Below are 13177 nucleotides of genomic sequence, written 5' to 3' on the forward strand. Positions count from 1 at the left end.
TGCTTGTTGGGCCCCACGCGCTTTGATGGCGCGCGACAAGTGGAGACGGATCATGGCAAAGACGGTTGGCGACTTTATCGTGCAGCGCCTTTATGATTGGGGCGTGCGACGCATCTTCGGCTATCCCGGAGACGGCATCAACGGTCTCTTCGGAGCCTTGAACCGGGCCGATGGAAAAATTGAATTCATTCAGGCTCGTCACGAGGAGATGGCCGCCTTCATGGCATCGGCCTATGCCAAATTCTCAGGCGAGCTTGGCGTTTGCATCGCGACCTCTGGACCGGGTGCCACGCATTTGGTGACCGGGCTCTATGATGCGCGGTTGGATCATCAACCTGTCTTGGCGCTTGTCGGCCAGCAGGCCCGTCGGGCGCTTGGCGGTCACTATCAACAGGAAGTCGATCTCGCATCGCTCTTCAAGGATGTTGCCGGCAACTTCGTCCATCAGGCATCAGCTCCCGCGCAGGTACGCCATCTGGTCGATCGCGCCGCGCGCATCGCGCTGGCGAACAAGACGGTCACTGCCGTCATCCTGCCGAACGACCTGCAGGAGATGCCCTATGAGACGCCGCCACGCAAGCATGGCTCGGTCATGTCGGGCGTCGGCTATGTGGCACCGAGAACAGTGCCGCACGAGATCGATCTGAAGCGCGCCGCGTCCGTCCTGAATGCCGGAAAGAGGGTCGCGATGCTCGTCGGTGCCGGCGCGTTGGGCGCTACCGATGAGCTGATCGCGGTCGCGGACCGGCTGGGAGCAGGAGCGGCGAAAGCCTTGCTCGGCAAGGCCGCCCTACCGGATGATCTGGCGTGGGTCACCGGCTCCATCGGCCTTCTGGGTACCGAACCATCCTGGGACCTGATGCGAGACTGCGATACCCTGCTGGTCGTCGGATCCGGCTTTCCCTATTCGGAGTTCCTGCCCGAAGAAGGCGATGCAAAAGGGGTTCAGATCGATATCCGGCCTGACATGCTCTCCTTGCGTTATCCCATGGAGGTCAATCTTGTCGGCGACGCCCGGGAGACCTTGCAGGCATTGCTGCCGCTTCTCAAGCAGAACCAGGATTTTTCCTGGCGCAAGGAGATCGAGACGAGTGTCGGAAAGTGGTGGCGAACGCTGGAGGCGAGGGCGCATGTGGAGGCCAATCCGGTCAACCCGCAACGTGTCGTCTGGGAGCTTTCGCCACGCCTGCCCGACGGTGTCATCGTCACGAGTGATTCCGGTTCTTGCGCCAATTGGTACGCGCGCGATTTGCGCATGCGCCGCGGCATGATGGCCTCCTTGTCCGGCGGTCTCGCATCCATGGGGGCGGCGGTGCCCTATGCGATCGCCGCGAAGGTCGCGCATCCGGATCGGCCAATCGTCGCCCTGGTCGGTGATGGCGCCATGCAGATGAACAACATGGCGGAGCTGATCACCGTGGCGAAATACTGGCGCGAATGGTCCGACCCGCGCATGGTCGTCTGCGTCTTCAACAACGAGGATCTCAACCAGGTGACTTGGGAGCAACGCGTCATGGAAGGTGACCCAAAATTTGATGCCTCGCAGCGGATTCCCGATGTCCCCTATCATCGTTTCGCCGATATGATTGGCCTTCAGGGAATTTTCGTCGATCGGCCCGAGGCGCTTGGCGCCGCGTGGGATGAAGCGCTTGCCGCCGATCGCCCCGTTGTTCTCGAGGTCAAGACAGATCCCGAAGTGCCGCCGATACCGCCGCACCTGACTTTCGAGCAGATGCGCAACCTGACCACCGCCCTGCTGAAAGGGGATCCTGAAGAAAGCGGTGTGATCAAGGGAACGCTAAGACAGGCGCTGAGTGCCATTCTTCCGAGTCGCGCCAACAGGTGACGACGGGCAAATGTCGGCTGCGTTGCGGGAACCAAGGCTGGGAACGGTGGTTTGGACCGATGTCAATCGACTAAGCCTTGGCTGAATGAAAGAGCATAGCGCGAGACGGCGAAGTGCTCTGGACGCGGCAACAGGCGACAATGTGAGGAGGTGTAAGATGGAAACCTATCATAGGTATCGTAAGAACAACGTGCCGCCAGGCTCCATCGTCATCAAGTTCTACCATTCCGGCGATCAGATCCGAGGATTCCTGCGCAAGGTCATGTCGCCAGGAGAGGATGACACGGTTTTTCCTGGTGAGGAAATGGAGCCAGATGACGCCTTTCGGGCCGCTCGCAACAAGATGTCGAACGAGGTTATGCGGCCCATCTATGTCGAACTGTCGGAAGGCGTGAACTGGAATCCGGCCTGGGGGCGGCTTGAATAAGCATGATGCCGCCGCACGCTCCTCCTTACGGGCCTTTTTGCCAGACCAGCCCAAGATGCTGGCTGAGCCGCCGCGCGTCGGCCGGCGCCCGCACCTTCACGTCATTATCGAAATAGACATAGACATCGCGACCCCGTCGTGTCCGCTTCAACGGCTTCAGAACACGGTTGGCATTGTCCGGCTCGCGCCCGTGCGCCCAATCGGCGATGCGCTCCGCCCATATGCTCAACGCTTCATCATCGTAGCCGCTGACATAGAGTTCTTCCGATCCATGCAGGCGGCAATAGATAAAGTCCGCGGTGACATCCATCAGCAACGGCCACTCGACGGTATCGGCGCAAACGAGCCCGATCCGATGCTTCCGCAAGAGTTCAATGAAATCGGCGTCCACGAAGCTTTCGTCGCGGATTTCGAATGCATGCCGGATCGGTCTCCTTTTGTCCGCCATCAGCCAATCTCGGCCGTTCAAGCGCTCATCATGCCGCTTGGCCAGGGAAAGTGCCTCATCCGTGTCCTTTGGCAGCAGGTGGATGAAATTGGAGAACAGCTCTCGATCGAACCGCAGCCGGGGAGGAAACTGCCAAAGGATGGGTCCCAGCTTTGCTCCCAGCCGCAAGAGGCCGGAGGCCATGAAATTGGCAAGCGGCACCTCGATATCGCGAAGCCTTCGTAGATGGGTTATGTAGCGTGATCCCTTGACCGCGAAAAGGAAGTCGTCTGGAGTGGCCTCCCGCCATCTTGCGAAGGTGTCGGGCGTCTGCAGGCTATAGAATGTGCCATTGATTTCAATGGATGGAAATTGCGAGGAGGCGTAGGACAACTCGCGTTTCTGGGTCACGCCCTTCGGATAGAAAACGCCGCGCCAGGGTGCGTAGGTCCACCCGGAAATTCCGATGCGGATCGTTCCAGCTTTTACCATGGTTCATACCGCGTGCGGATCACCTTGCCTGTGCAAGAGACGATGTCGCAATTCAATGCCTGTCGGTCCTGTCAGGTAACGTTGATGGACGGCAGGAACGACATGACCTCGTTGCGTTGTCTTGGTGTCAAACTCTCGATTTCCCTTTTCCAAAAGGCTTCAGCTTCGAGTGGATCAGCCTCCCAGCTGTTGGTCGACAGGATGTTGTCATCCATGACCAGAAGTCTTTTTCCACCGAGCCTTAGATATTCCTCGGCAAGTTCCTGAGCGCCATTCATCATGATTTGTCTCCTTGGTCGGCCCTCCCGCTGCCGGTGATCCACCTCACGGACACCGACAGCCAAGAGGTGCGCGAAATGCGGGCGGCATTCCGGCTTTCCACTGTTATTATTGCGGGCAATTCTGGCTGGACGTGCTGTCGCTCGACTGACTGTTGTTTTGCGTATCCGTACCTTGCGTCGTGTTCTTGCCGGTTTTCATGGCATTGCAGTCCTGGGACTGACCGTTGGAATTCGGAGTGCCGTTGGTTCCGGTCGTATTGCTATTGGCGCCTCCATTTCCGTTGGAGGTGCCATCGTTCTGCGAACCGGTGCCGGCGCCGTTACCACTTCCGGAATTGCCTGTTCCGCCGGAGCCCGATTGCTGAGCCATGGCTGCCGTGGCCATGCCGATCGAAAGAGCACAGACTGCGATCATTCTCGTCAACATTGGTATTTCCTTTCCTTGATTTGCCACCTTCCAACTCCAATGGCGGGCAGTTGTTTCCGGATTTTCCGATATTTCCTCGGCGGCAATGAGATCAGGGATGTCGCGATAATCGGTGGACACCGCTGATCGCCAACGGAGGCAGGCAGCGACGTGAAGGCAGCTTGCCCATCAGGCAAGCATGCGGATACGGGGCTCGCGGTCCCAATAGCGCTTGGGCGCGGCACTCAGGAAGGAGGCGAGATCCACGACACCGGCGTCGGGTTGAATGCCCGCCTTGTCGAGAAGCGCCTTGGCGGCGGCGTCATGACCGATCGCCTTTAGGTGTCCGAAAGCATCCATCACCCATTGCACGGCTGCCGCTTCTTTGAGGAGCGAAGCGGCGCCTTCCTTCGCGAGGATGACGGCAACGGCATCGAAAAGCTGCGAAGGCGAACCAAGGAGCTGCCCGTCGGCACGGATCGTATTTCCGTCGGAAAGCTTCGTCTCCCCCACCTTGGGAGCCACAATGAAAGGTCTCGCCTTGGCATCATTGAGGGCTCCGACGAGATCGGAGATCGCCTTGGCGTCGCTTCCGTCGGCGATCAATATGCCGATCTGCCGCCCTTCGAGCGTCTCCTTCATGTTCTTATGGATGGAAAGAGCGGGGGAGGGGGCGAGATCGATCGGTTCACGCGCCGGCAAATTCCTGGTCGGGTTGACGAGCCCGAGGCCCGCTGCGACCCTGTTGGCAAGCCCCGCATCGACATTCATGAGGTTGCCGACCATGCGGGGCGGCACGTGCTGAAGCTGAACCTTCGATAATTCGAAGACGAAGGCCGATGCGATGTGAGCCTGTTCCGACGGTGTCTGGGATTTCCAGAAAAGACGAGCCTGACTGTAATGGTCGGCAAAGAGTTCACCGCGCACGCGCAGCTTGTCGCCCTGCTCTTCCTTCCCCGCTTGATGCTCATAGGTGCGGAAGCCCGTCGCCGGACATTCGCGCGGACCGCCGCTTTCGCCGTTGTCGCCAAGGCTATTCGGTTCATAGTTCGCGCGGCCCTTCGGCACTTGCATCTGCATCTGCCCGTCGCGCTGGAAGTTCATGACGGGGCATTTGGGCGCATTGATCGGCAGTTGATGGAAGTTCGCGGTTCCAAGGCGGGACTTCTGCGTGTCGAGATAGCTGAAGAGCCGGCCCTGCAGCAGGGGATCGTTGGTGAAATCGACGCCGGGGACGATGTTTGCCGGGCAGAACGCCACTTGCTCGGTCTCCGCGAAGAAATTGTCCGGATTGCGATCGAGAACCAGCCGTCCGACGATCTTTACCGGCAGTACCTCTTCCGGGATGATCTTCGTGGCATCGAGGACGTCGTAGGGAAGGTTTTCGGCAAAGGCATCGTCGAAGAGCTGCAGGCCCAGTTCCCATTCCGGAAAATGCCCGGCCGCGATCGCCTCGAAGAGGTCGCGGCGATGGTAGTCATTGTCGGCCGCCTGCAGCTTCAATGCCTCGTCCCAGACAAGCGATTGAATGCCGAGCTTCGGCTTCCAGTGGAATTTCACGAATGTGGATTTACCGGCATCGTTGACGAAGCGAAACGTGTGGACGCCGAAGCCCTGCATCATGCGCGGCGAGCGCGGAATGGCACGATCGGACATCGCCCACATCAGCATATGCGTGGATTCCGGCATCAGCGACGCCCAGTCCCAGAACGTATCATGGGCGGTAGCCGCCTGCGGATACGCGCGGTCGGCTTCCATCTTCACGGCATGCACAAGATCGGGGAATTTCATCGCATCCTGAATGAAGAAGACGGGGATGTTGTTGCCGACAAGGTCCCAATTGCCCTGCTTGGTATAGAATTTCACGGCGAAACCGCGCACGTCACGCGGCGTATCCACCGAGCCGGCACCGCCGGCAACGGTCGAAAAGCGGACAAAGACCGGCGTCTTTTCACCCTTGTGTTGAAACAGATCGGCGCTGGTCACATCGGACAGCGATTCGTAGAGCTCGAAGAAGCCGTGCGCGGCCGAACCTCGCGCATGCACGATCCGTTCGGGGATGCGCTCATGGTCGAAGTGGAAGATCTTTTCACGCAGGACGAAATCTTCAAGCAGCGTCGGGCCGCGGACGCCGGACTTCAGGCTGTTCTGATTGTCCGACACCCGGATGCCCTGATTGGTGGTCAGATGCTCCGCGTCGCCATGGGGGCCGCTTTCGGGAATATGCTGGTGCGTTTCCCCGCCTTCGCCGCGCGATGTTTCGAAGCTCGTGTCCTTCGCCATGATATCCTCTTTTTGCCGTTGAAACCGCTGACCGAACCTTGTTCGACGGGCAATGTTCCGATTGGCCGGAGGTGGCGGCTGGTGACCTCAAAGTTCGATCAGCGCGATGCCGAGATCGTCTTGATGCCGACGCTGCAATTCCGCCGGTGTTTCCACGATGGTCGCTTCCAAGGTCGGGTGCACGATACCGTCGAGAAAGTGGCCGCCGCGCGTGGAGCCATCCTTGAGACCGAGGACGGCATGAAGATGGAGGCTCGCCTTGCCGTCGTCGCCTGCCGCAATATCGCCGATCAGGCTCAGCACCTCGCATTGCTCGGTAATCGGGATCTTGCGGTAGCTTCGCTCGCTGAAATCGAACCAGCCGACAGTCGCTCGTTCAAATGCACCGATCGCGGTGATCGAAGCCGCCGTCAGATCCTGATCAGTAGCGAAGCGGGCGAGCGTGGAGAATGCTTCCTCATTCGCATCGAGCACGACGACGTAGGTCTTGAGGCCGTTCCGCAGGTCAACTTTCTTGAAATTCATCGCGCTCGTCTCCCTTTCAATCCTGGGCCGGCTGGCCGTTGGAAGCCGACACGCCACCATCGACGGCGATGTTGGCGCCGGTCACGAAGCTTGCATCGTCGCTTGCCAGAAAGGCGATGACGGCCGCAACCTCTTCCGGCTCGCAGACGCGACCAAGTGGAATACGTTCCTTGAATTTGGCAACGAGGACTTCATCCTTAAGCATGTCTTCCGTCATGCCAGTGCGCGTGAGGCTCGGGCATACGGCATTGACGCGAATTCCCTTTCGGCCGAGATCGAGCGCCAGGGCGCGGGTCAGATTGACGATGGCGCCCTTGGCGGCGTTGTAGGGACTCATACCCCAATCGCCGCCGGTGCCGGAGACGGAGGCAGTATTGATGATCGACCCCTTGGTCTTTTCAAGATGTGGGATGGCCGCACGACAACCGAAAAACACGCCGTCCAGATCGGTCGCCATGACATCGCGCCATTGCTCGTTGGAAATGTCGGCGGGCTCGCCACCCTTGTGAATGCCTGCATTGTTGACGATGACGTCAAGGCGACCGAACCGTTCCACCACCGCCGTTACCATCGCGGCGACCGCCGACGATGCCGATACATCCACCAACTGCTTGAGGCTGCGTTCGGCGGGCAGATCCGCGACGACTTTTTCCAGCGCATCCTCGCGGCGATCGACGAGAGCGACATTGGCGCCTTCCTTGGAAAAGCGCCGTGCCGTCGCCTCTCCCATTCCCGATGCCGCACCTGTTACGATGACGACCTTTTCTTCGAAGCGATGCATCGGGCTGTCCTTTCAAAATCGGCGAAACGGGATCTATCGAAACGTAGCTTTCGATAGGAACCATGACCGGACTTGAATGTTCCCGGATGCACCCGGCGGATAGTGTGCCATGGCTGGAACCGAAAGCGAGGTGGATGGTTTGGAATAACGACGCAATCATCACCGGAAGCAAAGTCATGACACATCCACGACCACCATTTCCGCCGCAGCAACAGCCCATGCCCGGTTATACCGCCGACATGCATCCGGCACCCGATCATGGAGAGGTGACCTACCACGGATCAGGAAAGCTTGCCGGCAAAAGGGCTGTCATCACCGGCGGCGACAGCGGCATTGGCCGCGCCGTCGCGATCGCCTTTGCCCGCGAGGGCGCCGATGTTCTGATCGCCTATCTGAGCGAAGACGACGATGCTCACGAAACCAAGAAATGGGTCGAGGAGGCCGGCCGCAAAGCGGTGTTGATGGCCGGCGATATTCAAGATCCCCGACATTGTCGCGATATCATCGACAAGGCCGTCGCCGAACTGGGAGGGATCGATATTCTCGTCAACAATGCCGCGCATCAGGCGAGCTTTCAAGATATCGGCGATATCAGTGACGAGGAATGGGAATTGACCTTCAAGGTCAATATCCATGCCATGTTCTATCTGACAAAGGCGGCCGTACCGCACATGAAGCCGGGCAGCGCCATTATCAACACGGCGTCCATCAACTCGGACACTCCGAACCCCACATTGCTTGCCTATGCCACCACCAAAGGGGCCATCCAGAATTTTACCGCGGGGCTGGCGCAATTGCTCGCGGAAAAAGGCATTCGCGCCAATGCCGTGGCGCCCGGACCTATTTGGACGCCATTGATCCCTTCGACGATGACGTCGGAAGCAGTCGAGAATTTCGGAAAGCAAGTGCCGATGAAGCGACCGGGTCAACCGGCTGAACTGGCAACAACTTATGTCATGCTTGCCGATCCACTCTCCAGCTATGTTTCCGGCACGACCGTCGCGGTCACCGGGGGCAAGCCTCTCCTTTGACTTCGGCGCATTTGCGCGACATGTCCGCGAACGGTGCTCATTCCCGGAACATTCCGGGCTGGAAGTGGTTTGGCCATGACAACGAATGCGGCAAAGACGGCCAAGATAAATCGTCCACAGCTTCCGGCAGGGCAATGACAGGAGGAGATGATGAACAGCAGACCACCACCGGTTCCAGAGGAAAATCGAAGCGACAAAGGTGTTGGCGACCACGCCAAGCCATCGATATCCGACCCCCATAAGCCTGACATGACGGTGGATCCCGACAAGAAAGGCCAGCAGGGAAATAGCAGGATCAATACCAGTCACCAGGGGCATCAACAGGATCGATAGGGAGGTGCCAATGTCCACATCGACCAAAACACCGGCCAGCATTCGCCAAGGCGGCCCGGGAGCATCCCATGAAAATGCCAAGGCGCCCTTGAACATTCCAAAGCCGCCGGCCGAGCCCGATAAGCGGGACCGCAGCAAGGTTTCGGGCGGCGGCGGCGAGCGAGATCGTCATCATGGCCACGATCCCAAGCGGAAAGGTGGCCACGCGGCAAGTTGAGGCTGAATTTCCGCTCGCATCGACAAGCCGAGCGGAAAGCCCGATGCAGTCCCTGAGACCCCCAAATGTTTGGCCGGCGCTCTCAGGAATATTGGAGACACCGCCATGGTCGCTCAGGACTTTCAAGCTGCACACGCTCTTCCGCCCCGCCCCCTTCACTCGCTCATCATACCAGTCCCAATGGTTTGCTTCCTTGGCACATTGGCAACGGATCTGGCCTATTGGGAAACCGCTGAAATGATGTGGGCGGATGCTTCTGCATGGTTGCTAGCGGTTGGCTTGCTGTTCGGCTTGCTTGCTGTCATTGCCATGATAATCGACGCGCTCGGCAGGCGCCTTTCCTGGATGCGCGGACCAGTCTGGCTGTATATGGTCTGTAACGCTCTTATCCTCGTCTTGTCATTCTTCAACGCGCTCGTGCATAGTCGGGATGCGTGGACTTCCGTCGTTCCGACCGGGCTTATTCTTTCATCCGTGGTGGTCGTTCTCCTCCTTCTTAGCGGCTGGATAAGGCGGGCATTGATTTACCGCAGAGATCCGGGAGCCGAGAGATGAAGATCAGTGTTAGTAAATTGACCGCGCCATCTTCCTTTGCCGCGCTTATCTGCGGCACGATCTTCGTCCTCTCCGGCTGCGGTCAGAACGAACAGGATCCAAAGGATCAGGTCGGACCAAACCCGACGTTGCCGGCCCAGACACAATATCTCATCCCACCGATGCATGTCGCCAAGGTGATCGGCTGGCAAAACGGTGACAAGCCGAAGGTTGCGGAAGGGTTGCAGATAAAAGCGTTCGCGACAGGGCTGAAGCACCCGCGTTCAGTTTACGTGCTGCCGAATGGCGATGTTCTTGCCGTGGAATCTGTTGCGCCGCCCGCGGCATCGATCAAGCGTCCCAAGGACCTGATCATGGGCTGGATCGAGTCTATGGCGACATCTGCCGGCAACAATGAAGGAAGCAACCGTATAACCTTGTTGCGTGATGCCGATGGGGATGGGGTTGCGGAGACGAAGAGCGTTTTTCTCGATCATCTTGCCTCTCCTTTCGGTGTCGCTCTTGTCGGTAGCGACCTTTATGTCGCGGAAACGGACAAGATCATGCGTTATCCATACAAGACGGGCGAGACGAGCATCCCCGATCCGGGAACGAAACTTACCGACTTGCCAGGCGGTCCAATCGATCACCATTGGACCAAGAGCCTTGTGGCTGACCCCGATGGGACGCTGCTTTATGTCGGTGTCGGCTCGAACAGCAACATCACGGAAAGGCATACAGGCTGAGATGGATCGCGCCTCCATCTGGGAGGTCGATAGGGGAACGGGTCGCCATCGCATCTTCGCGGATGGGTTGAGAAATCCGAATGGTCTTTCCTGGGAGCCGCAAACGCACGCCCTCTGGGCAGTCGTCAACGAGCGCGACGAACTAGGCCCCAATCTCGTGCCGGACTATATGACGTCGGTGAAGGAGGGCGGCTTCTATGGTTGGCCATACAGCTATTTTGGCAAGAACATCGATCCCAGGGTCATGCCGCAAAGACCAGACCTTGTGGCGAAGGCAATCGTTCCGGATTACGCTCTGAGTTCGCACGTGGCGCCCCTCGGGATGGCCTTCTATACCGGTACCAATTTGCCGGAAACGTATCGCGGCGGTGCCTTCGTCGGCGAGCATGGGAGTTGGAATCGACACCAATTCAACGGCTACAAGGTGGTCTTCGTCCCATTCGCAGACGGTCGGCCCAAAGGCCTTCCGCAAGACGTCGTTACCGGCTTCTTGAATGGCGACAACGAGGCGAGGGGGCGGCCGGTCGGTTTGGCGGTCGACAAGCCTGGCGCCTTGCTAATTGCCGACGACGTCGGCAATACGGTTTGGCGCGTTAGCTCGGCAGCGCCGTAAACTTTATCGACGCCGTCGAGAAAGCGGTGCTTGCCCCGCGTTCCACGCCAGGCCGGCGGATCGAGAGGCGCCTTGAAGCGCCAGCATAGTCTCGGTCATCATGGCAAAGCCGCCCTGAGCGAAGTCAACTTGCATGACGTGTTCATCCGATTTCATGTCGGATCCGGCTGACGTAATCAGCCGCCATCGCGCTTCATTCTTTTGCGCATGGCTTTGCGATGTCTGCTGATGGCCTGCGCTTTTTCCCGAATACGCCGTTGGGACGGCTTTTCGTAGGCTCGTCGTTCCTTCATTTCCCGGAACAGGCCTTCACGCTGCATCTTTCGTTTCAGAACTCGGATTGCTTGTTCGACATTGTTGTCTCTTACCAGGACCTGCATTTTGGTCTCCTCACTGTTGGTGACGAATGGCGGCCGTCAGCCGAGTTGCTCGGCTATCAGCTTCTGAAGCTCCTCGCGGGTGAGCAAACAGGGATAGGGTTTCCAGTTCTTGTCGGGGAGCTGGTTGATTGGTTGATCGCATCCGCGCGGCTTCACCGCCGCGAGCGCGTCGATTGCGTTTGATTTTTTCAATAAAATCTCCTGCGCCGGCCACTAAGCCAGCGCTCATGTCAATGTATGATGGAAGCGCCCGTCACGTCATCGGACGGAGGGCAAGGAGCGGACCGCATGATGGGTCGGGCGATTAAGGCCTGGACCAGCCATTGCAATGCAACGGGCGAGCGGAACCGGATATCTCAAGGCGGTAAATAGGTATCGAATCCCGATGTTGCAAGGGGACAATATCTCCCGAACGTCTAGGGCATGTGGAGCCCGCGTATCACACATCGGGGGGAATATGGGAATCGACACCGATTGTTTTCAGATTGTTGCGAACCTTGACGACACCAGGCGTGGACAGCCCAAGCGCTTCCGCCCGTTCGGCAGCCGCCTGCGTTTCGACACTGCCTTCCAATGTTACGATACCGTCATCGGCATGAACCTCGATACTATCCGCATCGATTTCATTGCTTTCGATGAATCGTTCGGTAATCGCCGCTTCCAGTTCATCGTTATCGATGCGGCTGCGTGGCAATGGCCCCATCGTGTGGGCCGTGTCTTCCTCAAGCCCGCTCGTGTCTGCGTTATCTCCAATCAGGCCAGAGGGGATATCTTCGTCAAAATTCGCTGGAGTGGTGCCGTATTCTCGATTTTCCGGTTCGGTCGAACCCAATGCACTTTCGTCGGAATATGGCCAGCCTTCGCGGGCATCGCGATCCTGATAGTCGCGATAATCCTCTTCTCGCGACAGTGCTTTCTTCTTTCGAAACTGTGTCATATCTAATCTCCTTCGCTCCAGCTCAAGAAACAAAATAAGCTCCGATCTGCTTCTCGGATGCCCATCCGGCGTCACCGATCTGTTAGTGGTGCTTAAAATATTGCACCTCGCGCTCATGCTTTTCGGCCGCCTCGCGGGACTTGAATGTCCCGAGATTCTTGCGCTTGTGTGTCTTTGGATCGAGCTTGCGTGAGTAGAGACGATATTCGCCGGATTTCAGTTTGCGGATCATGACGGTTTCTCCTTTGCTATGGATATAACCTCCGTCGGCAGCCCTGGTTCCGATCGTACCGAGGCGCGATAAAGCCCATCCGAAAGGAAAGAACGGCTTTTCCTTCGTCTGTATCGAGGAAGAAATCATTCCGCGCGCCGTTCGCCGGCGGTTTCTCTCTCCGCCAAAATAAGCGAAGATCTTTGCCTGCCATCGCCTCCGGGACTGCCGTGAACTACCTTACCAGCCGTAGCTGAAGGTAGCGCCACTGCCGTTATCCCCACCCTGCACGACGTCGGTTTCAGTATTTCGTCCATACTGGAAAATGCCATAGGCATTGTCGTTGCCGTTCTGCCGCAAGGTTGCGGAATGACCATTGCCCCGCTGCTGGATGAAGCCGAGATTGCCTCGGCCGGCCTGGGCAATGCCAGCCGCGTTACCCCGGCCCAGCTGCCGGATGTCGGCGTCTTTCAGGCCCCGGTAGAGCGAATAGACGCGCAGTCCGGTCGAGAAAAGATCCGCATCCTCGGCATTATCAGGCACAAGGTTGAACGAGATCCGGCCGCCGGCATAGGCCGGCGCGGACAAGGCGACCTGTCCCAGGCTCCCGACAAGAAGAGTGACAGTAAGGATCTTAAACACGCTGCGGGTCATCCCGATCTCCATTGCCGGCTGCCTTAGCCGATGACCAACTTTCGCATCTTTAA

17 protein-coding genes and 1 pseudogene are annotated in these 13177 nt (G+C 58.3%); 7 read left to right on the top strand and 11 right to left on the bottom strand.

Annotated features, from left to right (window positions below; genetic code table 11):
- The first annotated feature begins 52 nt into the window (after positions 1–52).
- Both I8E17_RS26155 and I8E17_RS26160 read left to right on the top strand, forming a co-directional pair.
- Positions 53–1846, top strand: coding sequence for a thiamine pyrophosphate-requiring protein (locus tag I8E17_RS26155; RefSeq protein WP_069614030.1), 1794 nt, complete (start codon positions 53–55; stop codon positions 1844–1846).
- 157 nt (positions 1847–2003) lie between these two features.
- A complete protein-coding gene (locus I8E17_RS26160) occupies positions 2004–2273 on the top strand; it encodes a hypothetical protein (RefSeq protein WP_069614031.1) in 270 nt (89 codons plus the stop codon).
- Positions 2274–2298: 25 nt separating this feature from the next.
- Here I8E17_RS26160 and I8E17_RS26165 read toward each other — a convergent pair whose 3' ends face one another.
- The 6 genes from I8E17_RS26165 to I8E17_RS26190 all read right to left on the bottom strand — a co-directional run bounded on the left by I8E17_RS26165 (position 2299) and on the right by I8E17_RS26190 (position 7468).
- Positions 2299–3192: a DUF72 domain-containing protein gene (locus I8E17_RS26165; protein WP_069614032.1), complete on the bottom strand. Its 894-nt coding sequence runs from the start codon at positions 3190–3192 to the stop codon at positions 2299–2301.
- A gap of 71 nt (positions 3193–3263) precedes the next feature.
- Entirely contained in the window at positions 3264–3473 is a 210-nt protein-coding gene (locus I8E17_RS26170) for a hypothetical protein (RefSeq protein WP_069614033.1), read from the bottom strand.
- Positions 3474–3579: 106 nt separating this feature from the next.
- Positions 3580–3900: an oxidoreductase gene (locus I8E17_RS26175; protein ID WP_112721587.1), complete on the bottom strand. Its 321-nt coding sequence runs from the start codon at positions 3898–3900 to the stop codon at positions 3580–3582.
- A 168-nt stretch (positions 3901–4068) separates the two neighbouring features.
- The gene (locus I8E17_RS26180) at positions 4069–6162 is read right to left on the bottom strand and encodes a catalase (RefSeq protein ID WP_069614035.1); all 2094 of its coding nucleotides are present in this window, start codon (positions 6160–6162) and stop codon (positions 4069–4071) included.
- Positions 6163–6249: 87 nt separating this feature from the next.
- Positions 6250–6687 (bottom strand): PPC domain-containing DNA-binding protein, encoded by a 438-nt coding sequence (locus I8E17_RS26185; protein WP_069614036.1) that lies wholly within the window; start codon positions 6685–6687, stop codon positions 6250–6252.
- Between the two features lie 16 nt (positions 6688–6703).
- Positions 6704–7468 (bottom strand): SDR family oxidoreductase, encoded by a 765-nt coding sequence (locus tag I8E17_RS26190; protein ID WP_069614037.1) that lies wholly within the window; start codon positions 7466–7468, stop codon positions 6704–6706.
- Positions 7469–7644: 176 nt separating this feature from the next.
- On the opposite strand from I8E17_RS26190, the gene I8E17_RS26195 reads away from it, so the two are divergent.
- From I8E17_RS26195 to I8E17_RS26215, 5 genes and pseudogenes are all read left to right on the top strand, one after another.
- A complete protein-coding gene (locus I8E17_RS26195; protein ID WP_069614407.1) occupies positions 7645–8499 on the top strand; it encodes an SDR family oxidoreductase in 855 nt (284 codons plus the stop codon).
- A 150-nt stretch (positions 8500–8649) separates the two neighbouring features.
- The gene (locus I8E17_RS26200; protein WP_083258237.1) at positions 8650–8832 is read left to right on the top strand and encodes a hypothetical protein; all 183 of its coding nucleotides are present in this window, start codon (positions 8650–8652) and stop codon (positions 8830–8832) included.
- A 10-nt stretch (positions 8833–8842) separates the two neighbouring features.
- Positions 8843–9049, top strand: coding sequence for a hypothetical protein (locus I8E17_RS26205; protein ID WP_069614038.1), 207 nt, complete (start codon positions 8843–8845; stop codon positions 9047–9049).
- Between the two features lie 105 nt (positions 9050–9154).
- Entirely contained in the window at positions 9155–9604 is a 450-nt protein-coding gene (locus tag I8E17_RS26210; protein WP_113366168.1) for a DUF2231 domain-containing protein, read from the top strand.
- Positions 9601–10942, top strand: a pseudogene (locus tag I8E17_RS26215) (sorbosone dehydrogenase family protein). The gene I8E17_RS26210 and the pseudogene I8E17_RS26215 overlap by 4 nt, the downstream one beginning before the upstream one ends.
- 176 nt (positions 10943–11118) lie before the next feature.
- Here I8E17_RS26215 and rpsU read toward each other — a convergent pair.
- From rpsU to I8E17_RS26240, 5 genes are all read right to left on the bottom strand, one after another.
- Positions 11119–11322 (bottom strand): 30S ribosomal protein S21, encoded by a 204-nt coding sequence (rpsU, locus tag I8E17_RS26220; protein WP_069614040.1) that lies wholly within the window; start codon positions 11320–11322, stop codon positions 11119–11121.
- A gap of 36 nt (positions 11323–11358) precedes the next feature.
- On the bottom strand, positions 11359–11514 hold the full coding sequence (locus I8E17_RS26225) for a hypothetical protein (RefSeq protein ID WP_176728033.1): 156 nt from the start codon (positions 11512–11514) through the stop codon (positions 11359–11361).
- A gap of 247 nt (positions 11515–11761) precedes the next feature.
- The gene (locus I8E17_RS26230) at positions 11762–12292 is read right to left on the bottom strand and encodes a BON domain-containing protein (protein ID WP_229002245.1); all 531 of its coding nucleotides are present in this window, start codon (positions 12290–12292) and stop codon (positions 11762–11764) included.
- A gap of 49 nt (positions 12293–12341) precedes the next feature.
- Positions 12342–12491 carry a hypothetical protein gene (locus I8E17_RS26235; RefSeq protein ID WP_112721595.1) on the bottom strand — a complete coding sequence of 50 codons (150 nt, stop codon included), beginning with the start codon at positions 12489–12491 and terminating at the stop codon, positions 12342–12344.
- A 219-nt stretch (positions 12492–12710) separates the two neighbouring features.
- Positions 12711–13124 (bottom strand): curlin, encoded by a 414-nt coding sequence (locus tag I8E17_RS26240; RefSeq protein ID WP_069614043.1) that lies wholly within the window; start codon positions 13122–13124, stop codon positions 12711–12713.
- Positions 13125–13177 lie beyond the last annotated feature (53 nt).

Origin of the sequence: Rhizobium sp. AB2/73 (genome assembly GCF_020871915.1) — a bacterium.
Lineage (GTDB): Bacteria > Pseudomonadota > Alphaproteobacteria > Rhizobiales > Rhizobiaceae > Rhizobium > Rhizobium dioscoreae.